The organism is Chitinophaga sp. sic0106, assembly GCF_019219075.1.
In the GTDB taxonomy this organism is placed as follows: Bacteria; Bacteroidota; Bacteroidia; order Chitinophagales; family Chitinophagaceae; genus Chitinophaga.
This window is the reverse complement of the sequence record NZ_JAHUWJ010000003.1, coordinates 365,923-386,064: the sequence shown is the minus strand read 5'-3', so window position 1 is coordinate 386,064 and position 20,142 is coordinate 365,923. Positions and strand designations below refer to the sequence as shown.

Here is a 20,142-nt window from a genome sequence, read left to right as displayed (position 1 = left end):
TTACTTTTTAATTTCCAGGTAGATGGGCCTGTGGTCAGAATATTTTGCTGTGAAATCATCATAGATGAAATGGCAGCGAAGGATTTTTTTCTCCAGGTTTTTACTCAGGTAGATGTAGTCGATACGACTGTTGCTGCGGATGGTATCAGTGCCACCGCGACTTTTCTCTGCCCTGGCATATTCAAACGGCGCGTCGATGAAGCCGGCGTCCAGCACCTGCTGCTGGGTATTGTAATCGATAAACCTGCCGTTTACCATGTTCTCAATCAGGGGATTTTTTTTCACGGCGGCGAGGTTGCGTTCCAGGATGTGCACGGTATCCAGGCGGTACTGTTCCTGTGGGGTATTGGAATTAAAATCGCCCATCAGTATCCAGTTGCGCTTATTGGCTTCCAGCGCTATATTGTCCATAATAGCCGCTATTTCCTGCCGGCGTTTTTTATAACGGTGCGGGTTCAGGTGCAGCACCACAATATTGTAGTCTTTTATTTTTGCCATAATGAAACCATGGGTCATGTTTTCATTGATCTTGCGGATGCCGGCAATCGGGTATTTGGATGTAAGACCGGTAGGGTAGCCGTTTTCTTTTACAATAACGGCATAAGGATGGCCCCACGTGGCGGCCAGAGCTTCCAGCGATTGCTGTGTAAACCCATTACACTCCTGCAGTGCGAGGATATCCGGATCAAGCTCCTTTATCCAGTTTACAAATACCTGCTTGCCTTTGGTGGTATCGGTAACCATGCCCTCCAGTATATTGTAGCTCAGCACTTTTAAAGGTTGCTGGGCATATACATTTTTTAAGGAGATGGTAGTCAGGAGTAATACGACGGTGATCAGTTTTTTCATGGGTTGAAATTATTTATAGGTTGGATTAGTAAGAATGCCGCCGGAACGCACTACTTCTTTATCCGGAATCGGATAGAACTCATGGTAAGGGCGGAGATTAGCTTTCATTACGGGAAACTCGCTGGCAGCGGTAGCACTTACATCTTCATAAAAAGTACCCCAGCGCACGAGGTCCCATTTACGACCGTATTCTCCCATCAGCTCGCGGGCCCGTTCTTTCTTTACTTCGGCAAAAAACTCGTCTTTGCCGGGATACACGGTAAGTACAGCATCTGCTTCTGCTCTGGCCTTCACCTCATTGAGGCATTGCATGGCCAGCGCGGTGCTACCGGTTTCGTTGGCAGATTCTGCCAGCATCAGCAGCGCATCCGCATAGCGGAATACTTTCTGGTTATTGCCATCGGCAATGTTATCCATACCGGGGCACCAGAACTTAGGTCCCATCCAGGCTTTGCCGGTACCATTGTTCTGCATCGGCCTCTTGAAGTAACTGCCGTTATAGGTGTAGGCTAAAATGATTTCGCGGCGTGGGTCCGTAACCGGGTACAGTGCCATGAAATACTCGGTAGGTGTCAAACTCACAAAAGGATTCGCTTTGCTGCCCAGCTCCGGGATATCCACCCCGTCGTATACACTGGTGCCGGAAGTTTTGGTAGGCGTAAAATAGGCCGCTGTAGAAGTAGTTTTCTTTAAGCCGGTAACTGACCAGGTATACTGTATTTCAAAAATGGACTCCGGGGTATTCTTGTTCCTGAACCAGGTATCGGTAAATGGATACTGCGCCAGTTGCCCGTAAATTTTCCTGATCTCCTCCATAGCCGCACTGCAAATGTCATATTCCTTATTCCACAGGGCCATTTTACCAATCAGCATCCAGGCAAAGGGGGCGGATATTCGATTTTGTGCTACATCCGACGTACGTTGCTGTGGAAGGTATTGCACATAGGCCTGTAATTCATGAATCAGGGAATCGCGGGTAGTTTTGGCATCCATACGACCCACCTTCTTGATTTCATTCAGCGCATTCAAACTATTTACCGGCGTGGTGTAAAAAGGAACATCGTTGAAGGTGCTGGTGAGCACATAATAATATAATGCCCGCAGCGCCACCGCTTCTGCTTTCAGGGCAGGTTTCTTTTCTGCCGCAATGGTTGCGTTTTCAATACCATATACTGCTGCATTACAATACATCACCCCCTGGTAACAGGCCGTCCAGATGTTATCGCCCATGCCGGGATTGGCAGGTGATATTTCATAACGGGCATCAATATGCGAAGAGTTCAGGAAAGCCAGGTCGGTAGCGCCTTCCAGGCTGATCATCAAATCGGGAATATACACGCCGGTGAGCGGAATATAACAACCATTCAATGCTGCCACGCACTGGTTTTCGGTTTCAAAGAAAGTATCAGGGCTTACGAAACTGGCAGGGTCTTCTTCCAGCAGCTTTTTACAACCACTGAACATGGTCGCAGCCAGTATTAATAAGAGAAAAATATTTCGTGTCATGTGAGTACAGTTTAAAATTTCAATTCAGCACCAAAAGTCCAGGTACGGCTGGAAGGGTATGCCCCATTGTCCATCCTGCGGATAGTGGAACCGCTGCTTTGTGTGGATACTTCCGGATCATAACCATTATAGTGCTTCCAAAGCACCATGTTGTTACCTCCTACTGAGAGCGACAGCGACTGTAGTTTCTTATTCGTCACCTTACTCAGGTCAAACGGATAGGCGATAGTAAAATTCTTGAACCGCAGAAAGGAGGCATCGTGCACAAAGCGGTCGTTAGGAATATCATCCTTGGAATCTGCGCGTGGGTAGTCGGATGTAGGGTTGCGTACCGGATGCCAGGCGTTTACCATATAGCGGTATTGATTGCTCAGGTAAGTACCGGTGCCCATAAACAGTTCTGTAGGATTGTAAATTTTTCCACCTATGCTGTAGTTGACATAAAACGATACCTGCAGTTTATGAATCCGGAAGGTATTTTGGATACCACCGTAGAGGTCCGGGTCTGCATTGCCGAGGTATACAAGGTCGTTGTTATCCAGCAGGCCATCGTTGTTCTGATCAATGTAGCGCTGGCGGCCTGGCTGGTAAAAGGCGACGGAGGCAGATGCGTATTTTTTATCTTTTTTGTCCTGGTCGATCTCTGCCTGACTTTTCCACACTCCGGCATACTGCATGCCCCAGAGAGCGTTGAGCGGTTCGCCTTTCACGTAGCCATACATCATATACTGGGAGCCATATGGGTTATCGTATACGGATACACGATCCAGGCCACCGATATCTTCTACCAGCTGTTTGTTATGTGCGAAAGTAAAGGTGGTGCTCCAGGAGAATTTTTTACTGCGGATATTTTCGGTGTTGATGGTCACCTCAAATCCTTTATTCGACGTTTTGCCGATGTTGGCCAACCGGGTGTTGAAGCCGGTATGTGTAGGGAGTTGCACTGTCAGCAGCAGGTCTGACGTCTTACTGCTATACAGGTCCACCGTTACATCTACCCTTTTTTTAAACAGGGAGATATCCAGCCCTGCGTTTAGCGAAGTGGTTTTTTCCCAGGTGAGGCCTTCGTTTTCGATACGCTGGGGATAGTAAGCCACCGGTTGTGCCCCATCAAACAGGTAGCCACCGGAAGTGGAGGCCATTCTGGCCATGGACTGATAACGGGAGATGGCATCGTTGCCGGAAACACCGGCGCTGAGGCGGATACCCAGTTCATCGATGTTGCGGTACTGCTTCATAAAGTTTTCATTCAGCACATTCCACTTAAAAGCGGCAGAAGGGAAGTAAGCCCACTTGTTGTTGCTGGCAAAGTTGGAGGCGCCATCAGCGCGACCCGTAACCGTCAGATAATATTTACTGCGGTAGTTGTAGTTGATACGTGCCAGGTGCGACATGCGGCCCAGGTTTTCCAGCATGGAACCGATTTTGATCGTTTCTTTGGAAGGCAGGGCGGCCAGGTCATTGGTTTCAATATCGTCGATGAAGTAACCGTTACCGCTGGCGGAGAGGTTCACAAACTTTTTCTGCTGCATGGTAAAGCCATACATGGCGTCGAAGTTGTGAATTTTATTCCATGACTTTTTAAAGGTGATGGTGTTTTCGTTTAGCAGGTTGTTTTCCCCGTAGGAACGTTTATAGGCATAGGCGCCGGTGTTGGCGTTAGCCCTGGAAGGCAGGGTGGAAGGGAAGAACTGATCATCATCCTTATTGTAGTCCGTATAGGATACTGTGGAGCGGATCAGCACATTCTTTACCGGCGTGATTTCCAGGTAGGCCATGGAGCTCAGGCTTTTTTCCAGTGCGTTGTTTTTCTTCAGTTCAGCATTGGCCAGTGGGGAGTCAAACAGGGTGCCGGTGTACCATTGTGAGTTCCAGTCGTTGTAGCTGCCATCCGGTTTATAAGCAGCAATGGTAGGCGCCAGGAAAATGGTGGACCGGTACCAGAGTGTGCTCGTACCTACGTCTACGTTATTGAGTTTGCGGGCCAGCTGTGAATAGTTGAAGCGCACGCCTGCTTTCACGTACTGGCTGATGGTACGGTCCAGGTTGAGGCGTGCCTGGTAGCGTTGCATGCCGCTGTTGAGGATGATGCCCTGGTTGTTGTTGTAGTTAAGCGAAAAATAGTATTGTGTGCCTTTGTCGCCCCCGTTGGCAGAAAGCGTGTAGTTCTGATACGGTGCTTTGCGGGTGATTACGTCCGTCCAGTTGGTGCCTTCGCCGAGGCTCAGCGGGTCGGGGTAGGGATATTCTTCCAGCGGTTTCGTTTGGTTAGCGGTGCTGGCGAAGTAGTAGCGATCGTTTTGCAGTTGCGCGAACTCGGTGGCGTTCATCAGATCGAGGAAGCGGGGGAGTTCGGACTGGCCGAGGTCGGCGCGAAAGTTCAGGTTGGTTTTTCCCATACGGTTGGCGCCCGACCTGGTCGTGATGATGATTACCCCGTTGCTGCCGCGCGATCCGTAGATGGCGGTGGAGGAGGCATCTTTCAGCACGTTGATAGTGGCGATATCGGAGGGGTTGAGTTCATTGAGGCTGGTGATACCGTCCATCAGGCCGTCCACGATAAAGAGAGGTTCGTTGCTGGCGCTGATACTACGTGTACCGCGTATACGAATGGTGGTACCGGAGCCGGGTTCGCCGTCGGCAGAAACGATTTCTGCGCCGGCGATGCGGCCTTGCAGCATTTGGTCTACCCGCGGAGCAGGGATGCCTTCGAGATCTGCTGTGCGCACGGTAGAAACGGCGCCAGTCAGGTCTTTTTTAGCGACGGCACCGTAGCCGATTACAACTACCTCGTTCATTTTCTGGTTGGTAGCACTGAGGCGGATTTGTAGTGGGGGTGTGGCGTCGGCGAGGGAAATCATTTTACGGTCGTAGCCGATGTAGGTGATCATCAAAGTGGCTTTGGCCGGTGCTTCGATGGTGAACTCTCCCTTTTCGTTGGTTTGTACACCGCGGGAGGTGCCGGCAACGGATACGGTGGCGCCTGGGAGCGGGTTACCGTCTTCGTCGGTGATTTTTCCTTTTACGGGTGGGTCTTTGTAGGGCGACAAAGGGAGTATGCCCGGTACCGGTTTAGTTTTCTGTTTGATGGTGATGGTGTTGGCATTGATTTCAAAGTCGATGGGCTGGCGCTCCATGATGGTGTGCAGGAATGCGGAAATTTCCATGTTACGGGCATCCACATCTACCGGCGTGGTGTTTTCCAGCAGGGCGGTGTTGTAGAATACGACGTAGTCCGTTTGTTTTTCCAGCAGGCGGAAGATTTCCTTAAAGGAGAGCTTTTTGCCGGACATGCTGACGGGCTGTCCCATGGCGCCTGCCTGTACCTGCAGGCATAGGGCGAGGGCGAGCAGGAGGTTGCCGGCGGCCCTGCATAGCGATCGTGGTGAATAGGTGGTGATTGCAAGCATTATGTTGTGTAGATTTTTAGGTGTTAGTTACAGGCATGGCGGTGGCAGCTACATCTGCAGATGTAGTGTGGCCGGTGCTTTTTCTAAATGATTTTACTGTGTGATAATTAATTTTCTTCCTTCAAGGCGGTAGTGCACATTTGAGATCTCGAGTATGTGCAGTACGTGCTCCAGGGGAAGGTTTCTTTCCAGTTTTCCTTCAAATGTGATGTCGGGAATACCGTTTTCATATGTAACATCTATATCGTACCATCGTTGCAGCTCGTTCATGACCGATTGTATACCGGCGGCGTTGAAGCTGAATTTTCCTGATTTCCACGCAATGGCACTGCTGGTGTCCACAGCGCTGATGCGTATATGCTGACCCGTTATTTGTGCCTGCTGGCCGGGGTGCAGCAGTGCCTGCTCAGTGCCGGTCACTACGTTTACGGCTCCGTGTAGCAGGGTGGTGATTGGTTTGTTATTATTCGTATATGCGTTTACGTTAAATGCGGTGCCCAGTACTTTTATTTCGCTTGCTGCTGTTTTCACTGCGAAAGGTTTACCTGCCATGGCGGCGACGTCGAAGTAGGCTTCTCCTTCCAATTGTACTATGCGGCTGTTGCCTTCGAAGCGGGTAGGATAGGTGAGGGTGCTGGCGGCGTTGAGCCATACCACTGTACCATCGGGCAGGCGCAGTTGAAACGTTTTGCCACGTGGCGTGGCGAGGGTGTTGAAGGTATTGGCGGCGGTACTGCCGTGGTAGGCAATGCTGCCGGTAGTGAGGCGGAAGCTGGTGCCGGCGGTATCTACGGCGCCTGGTTGCAGGCTGTCGAGTACAATACGGCGGCCATCGCCGGTGATGAGCACGGCGCTGTTATGCGGTGCGGTAATGGGTGTATGTTGTGCCAGTTCTTTTTTATGGTGGGCAGCGTTGCGTGGGAGCAGCCACCAGGCAGCGCCTGCCAGCAGCACTATGGCAGCAGCGGCAGCCCAGCGTTGCATACGGCGGATATTGTGGCGGCGTTTGGCTTTGGTGTGCAGGATGGCCTCCAGGATTTCGGCGGCGGTATCATCCGGGACTATTAGTTCATCGCCGGGTTCGGCCATCACGGTTGTCAGCAGCTCCAGCAGCTGTTCATCATGGTGTCCGGCAGCAATCAGTGCCATCAGCTCCTGCTTTTCGGTGCTGGTTTGCTGCGGCGTGAGTGATTTACGAAATAGTGATTCAAAATGATCCATACATATCGGGTCTATAGAAAGAAAGCCCTGGATTTAAAAAATGGGTCAGTGCCCGCAGGAAAAAAAATGACTCATAACAATTCCTTAATAATCAGGATGGCGGCGTAGGTGCCCAGGTGGTAGCTACAGTAGTTACGGATGGCTTGCATGGCCTCTGCCAGATGGCGTTTCACCGTTTCCGGGGAGAGGTTGAGCGCGGCTGCTGCCTCTTCGCGCTTAAGTCCGTTTTCTTTGATCAGGTGATATACCTTCTTTTGTTGCGGTGATAACTGCTCCACGGCGGCATGCAGTACCTGGCGGTATTCTTTTTCTACCAGCACTACGCCAGGGTGGTGGGTATGGGAGAGAAGGATGTCATCTTCATCGGTAATGGCTTCGCCGCTGGCATGCTGCGCCTGTTGCTTCAGTGTTTTAAATACGCGGTTGCGGGTAACGGTAAACAGCCACGCGGTGAAGTGTTCGATATGGGGGAGCTGAGCCCTTTTGATCCATACTTTCAGGAATACATCCAGCAACACCTCTTCGGCCAGCTGCTGTGAGCCGGTGATTTTAAAGGCAATGGTATATACTTTATTACGGTAGCCGGAAAACAGCTGTTCAAAGGCTTTTTCATTGCCGGCAGCAATTGCCTGGAATAGTTCGGTGTCGGTATGTAGCCCGTGGGCGCTCATCCATATAGATTTTGGTCACAAATATAATATCGTGGATAGTGTTCAGTCAACGCAGGCGCTTTGCCGCAGGCGGATTTCATAATTTTATAACATTCCTCCCGGTAATTATTATTTTAGTCGCGGCATTACCATCTCCCTGAAATTAAAAATAGAAATAAAAAATCAATGTTCAAATGAATCCAGGATACCATATAGCTCCGCTGGTGTACGAGCCGGAGATCATCAACGCGCTGGCCGGCTTATTAATCGAAACCGTGGCACATGGCGGCTCGGTGAGTTTCATGCATCCGCTGCAGGAAAATGTGGCGCAGGCGTTCTGGCGATCGTCTATCAACGCAGTAATTGCGGGTGAGCGGGTGGTGCTGGGCGCCTTTGATGGTGCTCAGCTCATAGGCACGGTTACGCTTATACTGAATTCGCCTCCTAACCAGCCCCACCGTGCGGAGGTGGCCAAGATGATGGTGCGGGTGGCCTACAGGGGCCAGGGCATTGGCCGGGCGCTGATGAATGCGGCTGAAGCGATTGCGCTGCAGAAAAACCGTACCCTCATAACATTGGATACTGCGGAAGATGAAGGTGCGGCAGGACTGTACGAAGCGCTGGGTTTTCAGAAAGTAGGCGTAATTCCTGATTTTGCGTTGAAACCGCATGGGGGATTGTCCGGAACGATTATTTATTATAAGCAGTTGGTGCACGCCGGCTAAGATCAGATGGAAGCAATAGCATCATAAAAAGGTATTGTCCTAATAAAACGTTGAGCCGTATGCTAGCACTTAGTATGCGACTCAACGTTTTATTATCGTCCTAACACACTGACACTCCTGCCAATTCACGCTGCATACGTAGTATAGCACTTTCATCATTGCTACTAACAAGCCAATAAGAAGAATCTACCAACTCAAACACATAATCGCACCTTAAATTCATTTCTTCATCGTATTCATATCTCCGCAAAGACATTGGATGCTGATCTCCACACACTAATAGCTCTATTATTTGATAAAAGCGATTTGCTAAATCAAGCAATTCACGCCAACTATATAAAAGTCCAATGGAAGATCTGTTTACTGATTTCTCGAAGGATAAAACTTCTTCATCCCCAGGCTTACCTATAGCAGTAATCCATTGCAGCGACCACAAAAAAAGATCACCATTTTCAATGCAATTCAATATATCAGACAATTGAACATCCAAGACCTGAGAGGATGATCCTCGTATAATTATTTTTGTAGTAGTCAGGGTAAATTTCTTTGATAATCTGCGTTATGATCAATAAAGTCAATATCTTTCACACCATTAAACCTACAATATCATCAACTCCTTCGCCTTATACGCCTGCAACTCCTTACTATCCGCCGGCAGTTCCGTAATCAGGTAATGTATATCCGACAGGTCCGCGATCTTCATTTTCATTGACGAATTCAGCTTTTCAGAAATTGCAAGAATTGCAACTTTGTCTGCGGCTTTTATCATCGCTTTTTTCACTTGTATAGTTTCCCAGTCTGCATCCGTGAGGCCGTTTACCGGGTCGATGGCGTTGGTGCCGATGATGCAGAGGTCTGCTTTGATATTGGATAAATATTCAAATACTTCTCCGCTGACAGTCATCTGCGAATACGCGGAGATCTGGCCTCCTATTACGATTGTTTTGATCATGGGCTTGTCCAGCAGCTCTACGGCGCTGAGTACATTCACCGTGATAAAGGTGGCTTTGAGGTTGTTCGGGATTTTTTTGATGAACTCACGGATGGTGGTTCCGCCGCCGATGAGCACGATCATGTCGTCCCGCAATAATTGCAGTGTTTTATCCGCAATTACCAGCTTATTTGTTTGTGCGTAGGTCTCGGATTCATGCCCGTAGTGATAGGCAATAGACATGGCGCCACCCTTGATCTTCACCACTTCTCCGTCGTCTGCCAGTTCATTGACATCGCGACGAATGGTATCCTCTGATACGTTGATCAGGTTCACCAGTTCCGTATATGTAATGCGGGTGTGGATATTCACCTGTTGAATGATGAGCTGCTTCCTGGCTTTTTTGGTAAGCGTTACCGGGGGCAGCTGGTCTTGGGTATTTGCACTATCCATAGCGTGTCGACAATTCTGAGTTTAGATGAAAGTATTATAGCTCGGTTATCTTTTTGAGTATAAGATTTACAACTAATATAATACATACAACAAAAATAATTCTTATAGAATGATTTTTTGCATTTTTATTATTGCAAATTCGATTTTTGCGAGAATTGAGAATTCATTAACTATTAATTATCAATAATTTAATAAGACATATAGGTCATGTATTAAATGTGATTGCGGTAATATTGCAGAAATATTTGCAAATAATTTGCAGAAATCAAATCTTTTCCTACTTTTAACCACGTATTTCCGCATTATTTGAAGAATTATCAACCAAACCACTAACATGAAAAATGTCTTAAACCTGGCAACTTTCACGAAATTGCTACTATGCCTGTACTGTATCTGTAGCAGTGTGGTCAGCTTCGCCCAAAACAAAGCCGCCCAGATCTCAGGTACCGTTGCCGGTACCGACGGACAAAAAATTATCGGCGCCAACGTATCCCTGCTCAACGCTAAAGGTATCGGCGCCACCACCAACCTGGAAGGGCAGTTCACCGTTAAACTGCCCGAAAGCCTCCAGGGAACCAACATCACCTTACTGGTATCCTTTATCGGTTACGATAAAAAAGAAGTGAGCGTAGCCGCCGGACAATCCAACATCCAGATACAGCTCGAACTCTCCTCCAAAGCACTCAACGAACTCGTTGTAACCGCACTCGGTATCAAAAAAGAGAAAAAAGCTACGGCATACGCCATCACGGAAGTGAAAGGCTCCGACTTTACCAAAGCCCGCGCCATGAACCTCGGCGACGCGCTCACCGGTAAAGTGGCCGGCGTAAACGCCGCCTCCCTCGCCGGTGGACCAGGCGCCTCCTCACGTGTAGTCATTCGCGGTACCGGCTCGCTCAACGGCGATGACCAGCCCCTCTACGTGATCAACGGTATGCCCATCGATAACACCACCGCCGCACGCCCCTCCAACGGTAACGGCTCTATTGGCCTCAACCAGGACCGTGGCGACGGTATCGGCGGTATCAACCCGGATGATATCGAATCCATCACCGTACTCAAAGGTGGACCCGCCGCCGCCCTCTACGGCTCCCGCGCCGCCAACGGCGTCATCCTCATCACCACCAAAAAAGGCGTGAAACAAAAAGGTATCGGCGTCGACTATAACGGCACCTTCACCCTGGAATCACCTTCCATCACCCCCGACTGGCAATATGATTACGGCTCCGGCGTAAACGGTAATAAACCAACTACGCAGAATGAAGCTATCAGCGCAGGGCGACTCTCATGGGGACCTAAAATCGACGGCAGCCCGGTAATCCAGTTCGATGGCGTGGCACGCCCGTACGCAGCGCAGAAAAATAATATCAAAAACTTCTATAACCTCGGTAACACCTTCACCAACACAGTAGGCTTTTCCGGTGGTAACGAAGCGGCCTCTTTCCGCGCCTCCCTCTCCGATATGAACAACAGAGGCCTGGTACCTAACCAGCACCTCAACAAAAAAATATTTAACCTCGGTGTAAACGCCAACCTCAGCAAACGCCTCAGCGTAGAAGGTTACGCGCAATACAATATCGAGAAATCACAAAACAGATCCGGCGTAGGCGATGCCACCGGCAACCCTAACTGGGGAACCTACATGATCGCCAACACAGTAGATATCCGCAACCTGGAACCTGGCTACGATAAAAATGGAAACGAGGTGAAATGGAACCCTTCCGAATTCGCTACCAACCCATACTTCGCGGTAAACAAATTCCAAAACCACGACGATCGTAACCGCTTCATCGGTAACCTCGGTATCAAATACAACCTGCTCGATAACTTCTTCGTACGCGGCCGCGTAACTACCGACCGCACCAGCAGCACCTTCGTGGGTATCGTGCCCTCCGGTACTGCCTATTACACGGATGGCTACTACCTGCAAACAGATGCCGCCATCACTGAAACCAATGCTGAACTGACTTTCAACTATAATACGAAAATCAGTCGCGACATCCAGCTCACCGCCCTCGCCGGTGGTAACCGCCGCAAAAGCATCAACGACGCCACCACCATGCAAGGCCGTACCTTCTTCCAGCCAGGATTTTACGACCCTTCCAATGTGCTCGGCCTAACCACCACTGTGTTGAACCAGAAACTGGCCACCAACTCGGTATTCGGGTCCGTGGACCTCAGCTTCAGGGACTACCTGTATCTCTCTGTAACAGGAAGAAATGACTGGTTCTCCACCCTGGCAGCCACCAGCAATAATATTTTCTACCCTTCCGTAGGCGCCAGCTTCCTGCTGTCAGAAGCAGTAGCCATGCCTAAATGGGTCGACTACGCAAAAATCAGGACCTCCTGGGCACAGGTAGGCGGCGGCGCCCCCATGCCTTACGCACTCAGTCAAACCTATAGCATGGTGCCAGGCGGCGGCCATAACAACCAGCCCCTCCAAACACCTACGCAAACAACAGGTACCACCTCAGGTGAGCTGATTGCTCCAAACCCTAACCTGAAGCCATATACGTCCACCACCGCGGAACTTGGTCTGGAAGGCCGCTTTGCCAACAACCGCATCGGCTTCGACGTTACCCTCTACCAACGCAGAACCGTGAACGATATCATGCGCGTAGCCATCAGCCAGTCGGCCGGATACAACTACGCCTACCTCAACGTAGGTGAAATGAGTAACAAAGGAGTGGAAGTACTCATCAACGGTACACCCTACAAAAACAAAAATTTCAGCTGGGAGGTAAGCCTCAATATGGCGTATAACCGTAACCGTGTGGAATCACTTAACGGCCTCAACAGCCTGGAACTGGATAAAACGGTGAACTCCTATGCATTCCTCTATGCCCAGGTAGGTAAGCCTTACAGCTCCATCATGGGTTATGGCGTGAAAAAAGATGCCAACGGTAATACCATGTACGACAAAAACACCGGCTACGAATTAAGAACAGACCTGCAGGATTATGGTACGGGTATCGCCCCTACCACCGGTGGTATCACCAACAGCTTCCGCTACAAGCGCTTCGACCTGAGTTTCCTCATCGACGGTCGCTTCGGTGGTAAAGTATACTCCGGTACTAACTTGTACGGCACCCGCTTCGGCCTCACCAAAATCACGCTGCCTGGTCGTACCGAAGGCCTCCCGGTTGCCGGTGTAGATGCGGATGGTAAACCGTTTACCAAAACATTCAACTACAGCAACGGTATCCAGCAGTACTATGATAACTGGAAAAATATCTCGGAGAAATTTATCTACGACGCCAGCTTTATCAAACTGCGCCAGGTAGTGCTTTCTTACAATATTCCTGCGCAGCTGCTTTCCTTCGCCAAAGTACAGAACGCCTCTGTATCCTTTGTGGCCAGGAACCTGCTGATCCTGTATAAAAATGCGCCGAATATCGATCCGGAATCAACCTTCAGCAATGGTAGCGCACAAGGCTTTGAGATGTTTGGTGTGCCGCCAACAAGAAGCTATGGTCTTAACCTGAATGTGAAATTTTAAAATCTAACCGCATGCAATTTTTCTCAAAATATAAATATAGCCTGCTCCTGGCAGCTGCGCTTGGACTGGCTTCCTGCGATAAAGGCTTCGAAGAACTGAATACTAACCCAAACGCCTCTACGAATATGAACGTGGACTACATGTTCTCGCAGGCGCTCCTCAAAGGTAGTTATGTGTATGACCGCGCTTACTACTATTCTTCCTACCTGCACTGCGGTACCTATGTACAGCACTTTGCAGTAGCCAAGGAAATCGGTGGCTCCGGCTCCGGTGATAAATATGCAGTCAACGATTTTTACCAGGGCTTTTACTTCCGTTACGCCTATACGAATTCTATCCTGAACGTACAGGATATTATTGACGCCAACAAATCGCAGAAAGTAGCCGGTACATCGGTGAATAAGCTGTCGGCCGCCCGTATCTGGAAAGTGCTGCTCATGCAGCGTATTACGGATTTATATGGAGATGTACCGTATACGCAGGCTGCACAGGCGCGTAATGGCGTATTTGCACCGGCGTATGATGAGCAGGCAAATATTTATGCGGACATGCTCAAGGAACTGGACGAGGCTATCGCGGCATTTGACCCCACCCAGCCTACGTTTGGCGGTGCTGATTATATCTTTAAAGGAGATGTGAACAAATGGAAGAAATTCGGTTATTCCCTCATGCTGCGCGTAGCCATGCGCCTCACGAAAGTAACCGACGGTAAAATCCCGGTGAAAGACTGGGTGCAGAAAGCAGCCACCGGTGGTGTAATCCTGGATGCTGCGGACAACGCGGTCGTAACCTATGCCAGCGGCCCACAGCCGTATAACCAGAATCCCGTTGCCGTAGAACTCATCAACCAGGATTACACCATCAATTCAAAAGGTGCCAACAATCTGGAGTGGAGTAAATTCAGTAAAACGTTTATCGACTACCTGAAAACCAATACCGACCCGCGTTTGCCGGTGCTGTCAGTGGTGTGGAATAATGATAAGGCAGACACCAGCGCAGCTTTGCAGAAAGGTATGCCGAATGGCCTGGACACCAAACCAAACGATTTCGTCACTTATTCCGAGCCGAATCCTAATACGATTTTGAAATACGCAGCGCCTTTATTAATATTAACGAATGCAGAAACCAACCTACTGCTCAGCGAAGCCGCTGTCCGCGGATGGGTAGCCGGCGATGCCGCCCAGTATTACCGGGATGGCGTTGCAGGTGCAATGCGTAGCCTTGCCTTGTTTGGTGAAGGCGGTGTAATAGGTCAGGCAAAAATTGATGCGTACCTCGCTGCACATCCGTTCAATACTGCCGGTACACTCGAACAAAAAATGGATCAGATTCACTCCCAGTATTGGGTAGCGCATCTGCTGGATGAAATGGAAGCATATGCCAACTGGCGTCGCACAGGTTATCCGGTACTGGTGCCCGTTAACTACCGTAGTAATGCTACCGGTGGTACTATTCCACGTCGACTCCCATATTCCGGCCAGGAACAAAGTATCAACGCCATCAATTACAAAACAGCTGTGAACCGCCAGGGTCCTGATCTCTTAACAACAAGAATGTGGTGGGATAAATAACCATGAAAAAACTACTGACTGTAATTTTATTGGCGGCTCTCGGGCAAAATGCCGCTGCTCAAAGGAATCAGGCTGCTACGGCAGCCTTGATTCCTTTGCCTGTGCAAACACAATGGACCAACGAAACGGTCGCTATCACCCATCATACTGCTATTGAAACAGATGCGGCTACCGCAGGGCTGGCAGTACTCCTCCATACCTATATAGAAGAGCAACTGGGTATTTCCCCATCGGCACAAGCAAAAAATCGTATAGTCCTCCACGTGGATACCACGCTGCAGCTACCACCGGAAGGTTACCAGCTACAGGCTGCCAACAACGAGGTGCGCATCACCGCTTACAGTACTGACGGTATTGTACACGGTATTGCCACCCTGCGGCAGTTATGGCAACTGAAGCAAAAGGAGCTAATCGTGCCGGGAGTGGTGATTAAAGACTATCCCCGCTTCGCCTACCGCGGCATGCACCTGGATGTAAGCCGTCATTTTTTTACGGTAGACTATCTCAAAACACTGATTGATCAGCTGGCTTTATATAAGATCAACAATTTCCACTGGCATCTTACCGATGACCAGGGCTGGAGAATAGAAATTAAAAAATATCCCAAATTGCAGTCCATCGCAGCCTGGCGCGACCAAACACTTATCGGCCACAAGAAAGAACTACCGCATCAGTTCGACGGTCGTAAGTATGGTGGTTTCTATACGCAGGATGAAATACGGGAGGTGGTAGCTTACGCCACTGCCCGGCACATCAATGTGATTCCTGAAATAGAAATGCCGGGTCATGCGCTGGCCGCCCTGGCTGCCTATCCGGAGCTGGGCTGTACCAAAGGGCCTTACAAGGCAGCACAATTCTGGGGGGTGTTTGATGATGTTTTTTGTGCAGGCTCGGATAGTACGTTTACTTTTCTGGAAGATGTTTTGGACGAGGTGTTTGCACTGTTTCCATCCCAATATATTCACCTCGGCGGGGACGAATGTCCGAAGGTGCGCTGGGCAAAATGTCCTGCCTGCCAGCAGCGCATGAAAACAGAACAGTTGAAAAATGAAGATGAACTGCAAAGCTATTTTGTAAAACGCATAGCTAAATATATACAGTCCAAAGGTCGCAAGGTAGTGGGCTGGGATGAAATCCTGGAAGGCGGCCTGGCACATGGTGCTACCGTCATGAGCTGGCGCGGCGTGGAAGGCGCTGTGGAAGCGGCTAAGCAACAGCATCACGTGATCATGACGCCGGAAGATGAACTTTATTTTGATCATTATCAGTCGCTATATGCGGTAGAACCTACAGCTGCCGGCGGGTACACGCCGCTGCGGGAAGTCTACACCTATGATCCGCTGCATGCCGCCGGCGACACAGCTTTGCTGCCTTACATCTCCGGTATGCAGGGGCAAATGTGGAGCGAATACCTGCCTACCACACAACAGGCTAACTACATGATTTACCCGCGTATGCTGGCCATGGCGGAAAGGGCATGGTCTACCCAGCAAACCCGCAACTATAACGATTTTTTACAGCGTGTAGCCGTGCATCAGCAACTGCTGAAAAGCAAGGGCATAATAGGCGCCGATGTACATCACGAGATTACTTACCGCCTCGATAGCCTGGAGAGGGGCGCCATTAACATCTCCCTGCAAACTACCGCTCCAAAGGCAGCTATACGATATACTACTAACGGTATCGCCCCTACGGCAACTAGTCCGTTGTATGAAGGTCCTTTGCGTTTCACGGGTACGACTACACTCCGTGCTGCCTTGTTTGCGGACGGAAAGCAGCAGTACCGGGAATTTCAGCAGATATACACCATAAGTAAAGCAACCGGTGCGCGGATCAGCTTAAAACAGGAGCCTAATACAAAATATAACGCCAACGCCTCAACGCTGGTGAATGGCATTGCCGGCACTCACCGCTTCAATGATGGTCAGTGGCTGGGTTTCAGCAAGCGCGATCTGGATGCGGTGATTGACCTCGGCACGCCGCAGCTGGTGAAAGTGGTGGCTGCCAATGTGCTGAACTACCACTGGCAGAAGATGTGGGCGCCAGTGATCCTGGAATTCCAATATTCCAACGATGGAGTGCACTACTTCCCGATGACGAAAACAAAAACTTTTATTCTCAACGGAATCAATAACGTACGCATACAGGTGAAGCCTGTAAAAGCCCGGTATATCAGGGTTTACGCCAAAAATAAAGGTGTAATTCCGGCAGGGGAGTACGGTGCCGGTGGCAACGCAATGTTGCTGATGGATGAGATTTCAATTAACTGATGCCATTCACCTATGTCGTTTTTGATCGTATTTGCCTGCCTGCTGCTCCTGATTCTCCTGCTCACCTGGGGAAAGCTGAATGCGTTTATCGCTTTCATGCTCGTATCTGTGGTGGCGGGCTTGTTACTGGGCATACCACCGGAAAAAATTCCCGGCAGTTTGCAAAAGGGGATAGGGGATACTATTGGTGGCTTGCTGGCTATCATTGTGCTGGGGGCCATGCTGGGCAAGCTGGTGGCAGAAAGCGGGGCTGCCAGGGAAATAGCCAATTCGCTGATGCAGTTGTTTGGTGAAAAGTACCTGCAATGGGCATTGCTGATTGCAGGGTTCATCATCGGCATACCTTTGTTTTACGGCGTAGGCTTTGTGCTGATGGTGCCGCTGATATTTTCGGTGGTCTATCAATACAAACTGCCGGCAGTATATATCGGCCTGCCTACGCTGGCGGCGCTGAGCATCACCCATGGCTTTTTACCGCCACACCCTTCGCCGGCGGCGCTGGTAACGCAGTTTCACGCAAACATGGGGCTTACATTATTATACGGCCTGCTGGTAGCCATTCCGGCTTTGATGCTCGCGGGGCCTGTATTCTCCAGGTTTTTAAGAAAGATGCCATCTGCCCCTAATCCCATGTTCCGTCAGGCGGATAATAGTAACAGCCAGGTTTTACCGGGGAGATGTAATAGCTTTCTGACAGCGCTGTTACCCGTAATTTTACTGATGGTTACCACTGCCTGCACACATATCCTTGGCGCTACCCCCTGGCTTACGCTGGCCGGAGATGCGCCCATGGTAATGCTGTTCTGTGTGATAGTAGCTACTTTTACACTAGGCCTGGCGCAGGGGCGCGATATGAAACAGCTGATGCTGATCTATGGCGACGCCGTGAAAGATGTAGCCATGATTGTGCTCATCATAGCCGGCGCCGGCGCCCTGAAGCAGGTGCTGGCAGATAGCGGTGTGAGCAACGAGATTGCAGCTGCCATGCAAACCTGGCAGGTGCCCGTATTGGTGCTGGGATGGCTGATGGCCGCCCTGATAAGAGCCTGTGTAGGCTCTGCTACCATTGCCGGACTCACCGCCGCAGGCATGATAGCGCCGCTGATGGTACAGGCAGGCACCAACCCCAACCTGATGGTGCTATCGATTGGCGCGGGTAGCTTAATGTTTTCCCATGTGAACGATGCCGGCTTCTGGATGTTTAAAGAATATTTTAACCTGAGCATAAAAAATACCCTGCTGTCGTGGTCCGTTATGGAAACCATCGTGGGCACAGCAGGGCTGACAGGCGTTTTATTGCTAAATGCTTTTATCTGACGCTTTAACTAAAACAACATAAAAACTGATAATCTATGGAAAACAATCATGCAGACGAGCGATTTGAAGCACTGGGATTGAACCTGCCGCCGGCACCGGCGCCATTGGGCGTTTATAAACCCTGCCTGATAGATGGTAAATACCTCTACCTCTCCGGTCACGGCCCGGTGCAGGACGATAAATCACTGATCATTGGTCGCATCGGTGCAGCACTGGATATGGAGCAGGGCAAACTGGCAGCACGCCAGGTAGGCCTTACCATGCTCTCTACCATTGTGGCTAACCTCGGTAGCCTCAATAAAGTGAAACGTGTGGTCAAAGTGCTGGGCATGGTCAACTGTACCCCTGATTTCGAACGTCATCCTTATATCATCAACGGTTGCTCTGAACTGTTTGCTGCCGTTTGGGGCGAAGAAAACGGTATCGGTGTACGTAGTGCAGTAGGCTTTGGCTCCCTGCCTGATAACATCCCCGTGGAAATTGAAGCATTATTTGAACTATACTAACCGCAAAAGTCATCCGTTTACCTTGATATGCTACCAGGAGAATCTATGCAATTTTCCTATCGGGGGTAGCGTATCAGGGTAAACAGATGTCTGTAATCAAATACGCTATGTTTACAATAGATGCGCATCTCGACCTTAGCATGAACGCGCTGGAGTGGAACCGCGACCTGCAGCAAACGGTGCCGGCTATACGTGCCCGCGAAAACGGGCTGCACGATAAGCCGGACAGGGCTAAAGGAGTTGTAGCCTTTCCGGAACTGAGAAAAGGAAATATTGGGCTGGTAGTAGCCACACAGATAGGCCGCTACGTAGCGCCGGATAATCCGCTTCCCGGCTGGCATTCGCCGCAACAAGCCTGGGCCCAGACGCAGGGCCAGCTGGCCTGGTACAAAGCCATGGAAGATGCCGGTGAAATGGTGATGATCAAAGACCGCGCTTCCCTTGAAGCCCACCTGGCGCTTTGGAATGACGGCACGCCTAACGACAAAAAACCAATTGGGTATATCCTCAGTCTCGAAGGCGCGGACTCTATCATTGACCTTCGCTACCTCGAACGTGCCTACAATAAAGGGCTGCGCGCCATCGGGCCTGCACATTACGGCCCTGGCAGGTATGCCAATGGTACCGATGCTACCGGTCACCTCAACGAGCAGGGCCGGGAGCTGATCCGCAAAATGGAGGAACTCAATATCATCCTCGATGCTACGCATCTGTGCGATGATGCGTTTTGGGATGCGATGGACATCTTTAACGGTAACGTATGGGCCAGTCATAATAATTGTCGCGCCCTGGTAAACCACAACCGCCAGTTCAGCGATGACATGATACAGGCCCTGATCAGCAAGGGCGCGGTGATAGGCGCCGCGCTGGATGCCTGGATGATGGTGCCGGGCTGGGTACGTGGTACATCCACACCGGAAAGTATGGACTGCAACCTGGATAAAATGATAGATCATATTGATCATATCTGCCAGCTGGCGGGAAATAGCTTGCATGTGGGCATCGGTACGGATCTGGATGGGGCTTTCGGAAAAGAGCAATGTCCGTATGACCTGGAAACAATAGCTGATCTGCAGCTGCTGCCGGCAAAGTTTGCTGCCAGAGGTTACAGCGCTGCTGACATAGAAAATATTATGCACGGAAACTGGTTACGGTTTTTGCGCAAAGCCTGGAAAGACTAATAGTGATTCAATTTGTTGTATGCGGGAGTACCGGGGACGCTGCCCCGGTACTC

The 20,142-nt window shown here is 50.1% G+C and carries 14 protein-coding genes; 7 read left to right on the top strand and 7 right to left on the bottom strand.

Annotation, left to right across the window (positions count from 1 at the left end; translation table 11 throughout):
* From KW844_RS06570 to KW844_RS06550, 5 genes are all read right to left on the bottom strand, one after another.
* Positions 1–849: an endonuclease/exonuclease/phosphatase family protein gene (locus KW844_RS06570; RefSeq protein WP_218375916.1), complete on the bottom strand. Its 849-nt coding sequence runs from the start codon at positions 847–849 to the stop codon at positions 1–3.
* Between the two features lie 9 nt (positions 850–858).
* Positions 859–2,355, bottom strand: coding sequence for a RagB/SusD family nutrient uptake outer membrane protein (locus tag KW844_RS06565; protein ID WP_218375915.1), 1,497 nt, complete (start codon positions 2,353–2,355; stop codon positions 859–861).
* 11 nt (positions 2,356–2,366) lie between these two features.
* Positions 2,367–5,765 (bottom strand): TonB-dependent receptor, encoded by a 3,399-nt coding sequence (locus KW844_RS06560; protein ID WP_218375914.1) that lies wholly within the window; start codon positions 5,763–5,765, stop codon positions 2,367–2,369.
* 93 nt (positions 5,766–5,858) lie between these two features.
* The gene (locus KW844_RS06555; protein ID WP_218375913.1) at positions 5,859–6,986 is read right to left on the bottom strand and encodes a FecR family protein; all 1,128 of its coding nucleotides are present in this window, start codon (positions 6,984–6,986) and stop codon (positions 5,859–5,861) included.
* Between the two features lie 71 nt (positions 6,987–7,057).
* Positions 7,058–7,657, bottom strand: a complete 600-nt coding sequence (locus KW844_RS06550) for an RNA polymerase sigma factor (RefSeq protein WP_218375912.1) — start codon at positions 7,655–7,657, stop codon at positions 7,058–7,060.
* A 173-nt stretch (positions 7,658–7,830) separates the two neighbouring features.
* Between KW844_RS06550 and KW844_RS06545 the strand changes: the two genes are divergently transcribed.
* Positions 7,831–8,361 carry a GNAT family N-acetyltransferase gene (locus tag KW844_RS06545; protein WP_218375911.1) on the top strand — a complete coding sequence of 177 codons (531 nt, stop codon included), beginning with the start codon at positions 7,831–7,833 and terminating at the stop codon, positions 8,359–8,361.
* Between the two features lie 100 nt (positions 8,362–8,461).
* Here the strand turns inward: KW844_RS06545 and KW844_RS06540 are convergent, their stop codons facing one another.
* Together KW844_RS06540 and KW844_RS06535 are read right to left on the bottom strand one after the other, a co-directional pair.
* Complete coding sequence (locus KW844_RS06540) at positions 8,462–8,851, bottom strand: hypothetical protein (RefSeq protein ID WP_218375910.1); 390 nt, start codon at positions 8,849–8,851, stop codon at positions 8,462–8,464.
* Positions 8,852–8,959: 108 nt separating this feature from the next.
* Positions 8,960–9,745 (bottom strand): DeoR/GlpR family DNA-binding transcription regulator, encoded by a 786-nt coding sequence (locus tag KW844_RS06535; protein WP_218375909.1) that lies wholly within the window; start codon positions 9,743–9,745, stop codon positions 8,960–8,962.
* Positions 9,746–10,079: 334 nt separating this feature from the next.
* Here KW844_RS06535 and KW844_RS06530 point away from each other — a divergent pair, with 334 nt between their 5' ends.
* The 6 genes from KW844_RS06530 (at position 10,080) to KW844_RS06505 (ending at position 20,089) form a co-directional block, all read left to right on the top strand.
* The gene (locus KW844_RS06530; RefSeq protein WP_218375908.1) at positions 10,080–13,244 is read left to right on the top strand and encodes a SusC/RagA family TonB-linked outer membrane protein; all 3,165 of its coding nucleotides are present in this window, start codon (positions 10,080–10,082) and stop codon (positions 13,242–13,244) included.
* A gap of 11 nt (positions 13,245–13,255) precedes the next feature.
* On the top strand, positions 13,256–14,815 hold the full coding sequence (locus tag KW844_RS06525; protein ID WP_218375907.1) for a SusD/RagB family nutrient-binding outer membrane lipoprotein: 1,560 nt from the start codon (positions 13,256–13,258) through the stop codon (positions 14,813–14,815).
* A gap of 2 nt (positions 14,816–14,817) precedes the next feature.
* The gene (locus tag KW844_RS06520) at positions 14,818–17,085 is read left to right on the top strand and encodes a family 20 glycosylhydrolase (RefSeq protein ID WP_218375906.1); all 2,268 of its coding nucleotides are present in this window, start codon (positions 14,818–14,820) and stop codon (positions 17,083–17,085) included.
* A 12-nt stretch (positions 17,086–17,097) separates the two neighbouring features.
* Entirely contained in the window at positions 17,098–18,402 is a 1,305-nt protein-coding gene (locus KW844_RS06515) for a gluconate:H+ symporter (RefSeq protein WP_218375905.1), read from the top strand.
* A 35-nt stretch (positions 18,403–18,437) separates the two neighbouring features.
* Complete coding sequence (locus KW844_RS06510; protein ID WP_218375904.1) at positions 18,438–18,908, top strand: RidA family protein; 471 nt, start codon at positions 18,438–18,440, stop codon at positions 18,906–18,908.
* A gap of 107 nt (positions 18,909–19,015) precedes the next feature.
* Positions 19,016–20,089: a dipeptidase gene (locus KW844_RS06505; protein WP_218375903.1), complete on the top strand. Its 1,074-nt coding sequence runs from the start codon at positions 19,016–19,018 to the stop codon at positions 20,087–20,089.
* The last annotated feature ends 53 nt before the right edge of the window (positions 20,090–20,142 follow it).

Bases quoted from the DNA above. Each gene is read 5' to 3' on its own strand.
- KW844_RS06570 (WP_218375916.1), bottom strand. From the start codon at position 849: ATGAAAAAACTGATCACCGTCGTATTACTCCTGACTACCATCTCCTTA.
- KW844_RS06565 (WP_218375915.1), bottom strand. From the start codon at position 2,355: ATGACACGAAATATTTTTCTCTTATTAATACTGGCTGCGACCATGTTC.
- KW844_RS06560 (WP_218375914.1), bottom strand. From the start codon at position 5,765: ATGCTTGCAATCACCACCTATTCACCACGATCGCTATGCAGGGCCGCC.
- KW844_RS06555 (WP_218375913.1), bottom strand. From the start codon at position 6,986: ATGGATCATTTTGAATCACTATTTCGTAAATCACTCACGCCGCAGCAA.
- KW844_RS06550 (WP_218375912.1), bottom strand. From the start codon at position 7,657: ATGAGCGCCCACGGGCTACATACCGACACCGAACTATTCCAGGCAATT.
- KW844_RS06545 (WP_218375911.1), top strand. From the start codon at position 7,831: ATGAATCCAGGATACCATATAGCTCCGCTGGTGTACGAGCCGGAGATC.
- KW844_RS06535 (WP_218375909.1), bottom strand. From the start codon at position 9,745: ATGGATAGTGCAAATACCCAAGACCAGCTGCCCCCGGTAACGCTTACC.
- KW844_RS06530 (WP_218375908.1), top strand. From the start codon at position 10,080: ATGAAAAATGTCTTAAACCTGGCAACTTTCACGAAATTGCTACTATGC.
- KW844_RS06525 (WP_218375907.1), top strand. From the start codon at position 13,256: ATGCAATTTTTCTCAAAATATAAATATAGCCTGCTCCTGGCAGCTGCG.
- KW844_RS06520 (WP_218375906.1), top strand. From the start codon at position 14,818: ATGAAAAAACTACTGACTGTAATTTTATTGGCGGCTCTCGGGCAAAAT.
- KW844_RS06515 (WP_218375905.1), top strand. From the start codon at position 17,098: ATGTCGTTTTTGATCGTATTTGCCTGCCTGCTGCTCCTGATTCTCCTG.
- KW844_RS06510 (WP_218375904.1), top strand. From the start codon at position 18,438: ATGGAAAACAATCATGCAGACGAGCGATTTGAAGCACTGGGATTGAAC.
- KW844_RS06505 (WP_218375903.1), top strand. From the start codon at position 19,016: ATGTTTACAATAGATGCGCATCTCGACCTTAGCATGAACGCGCTGGAG.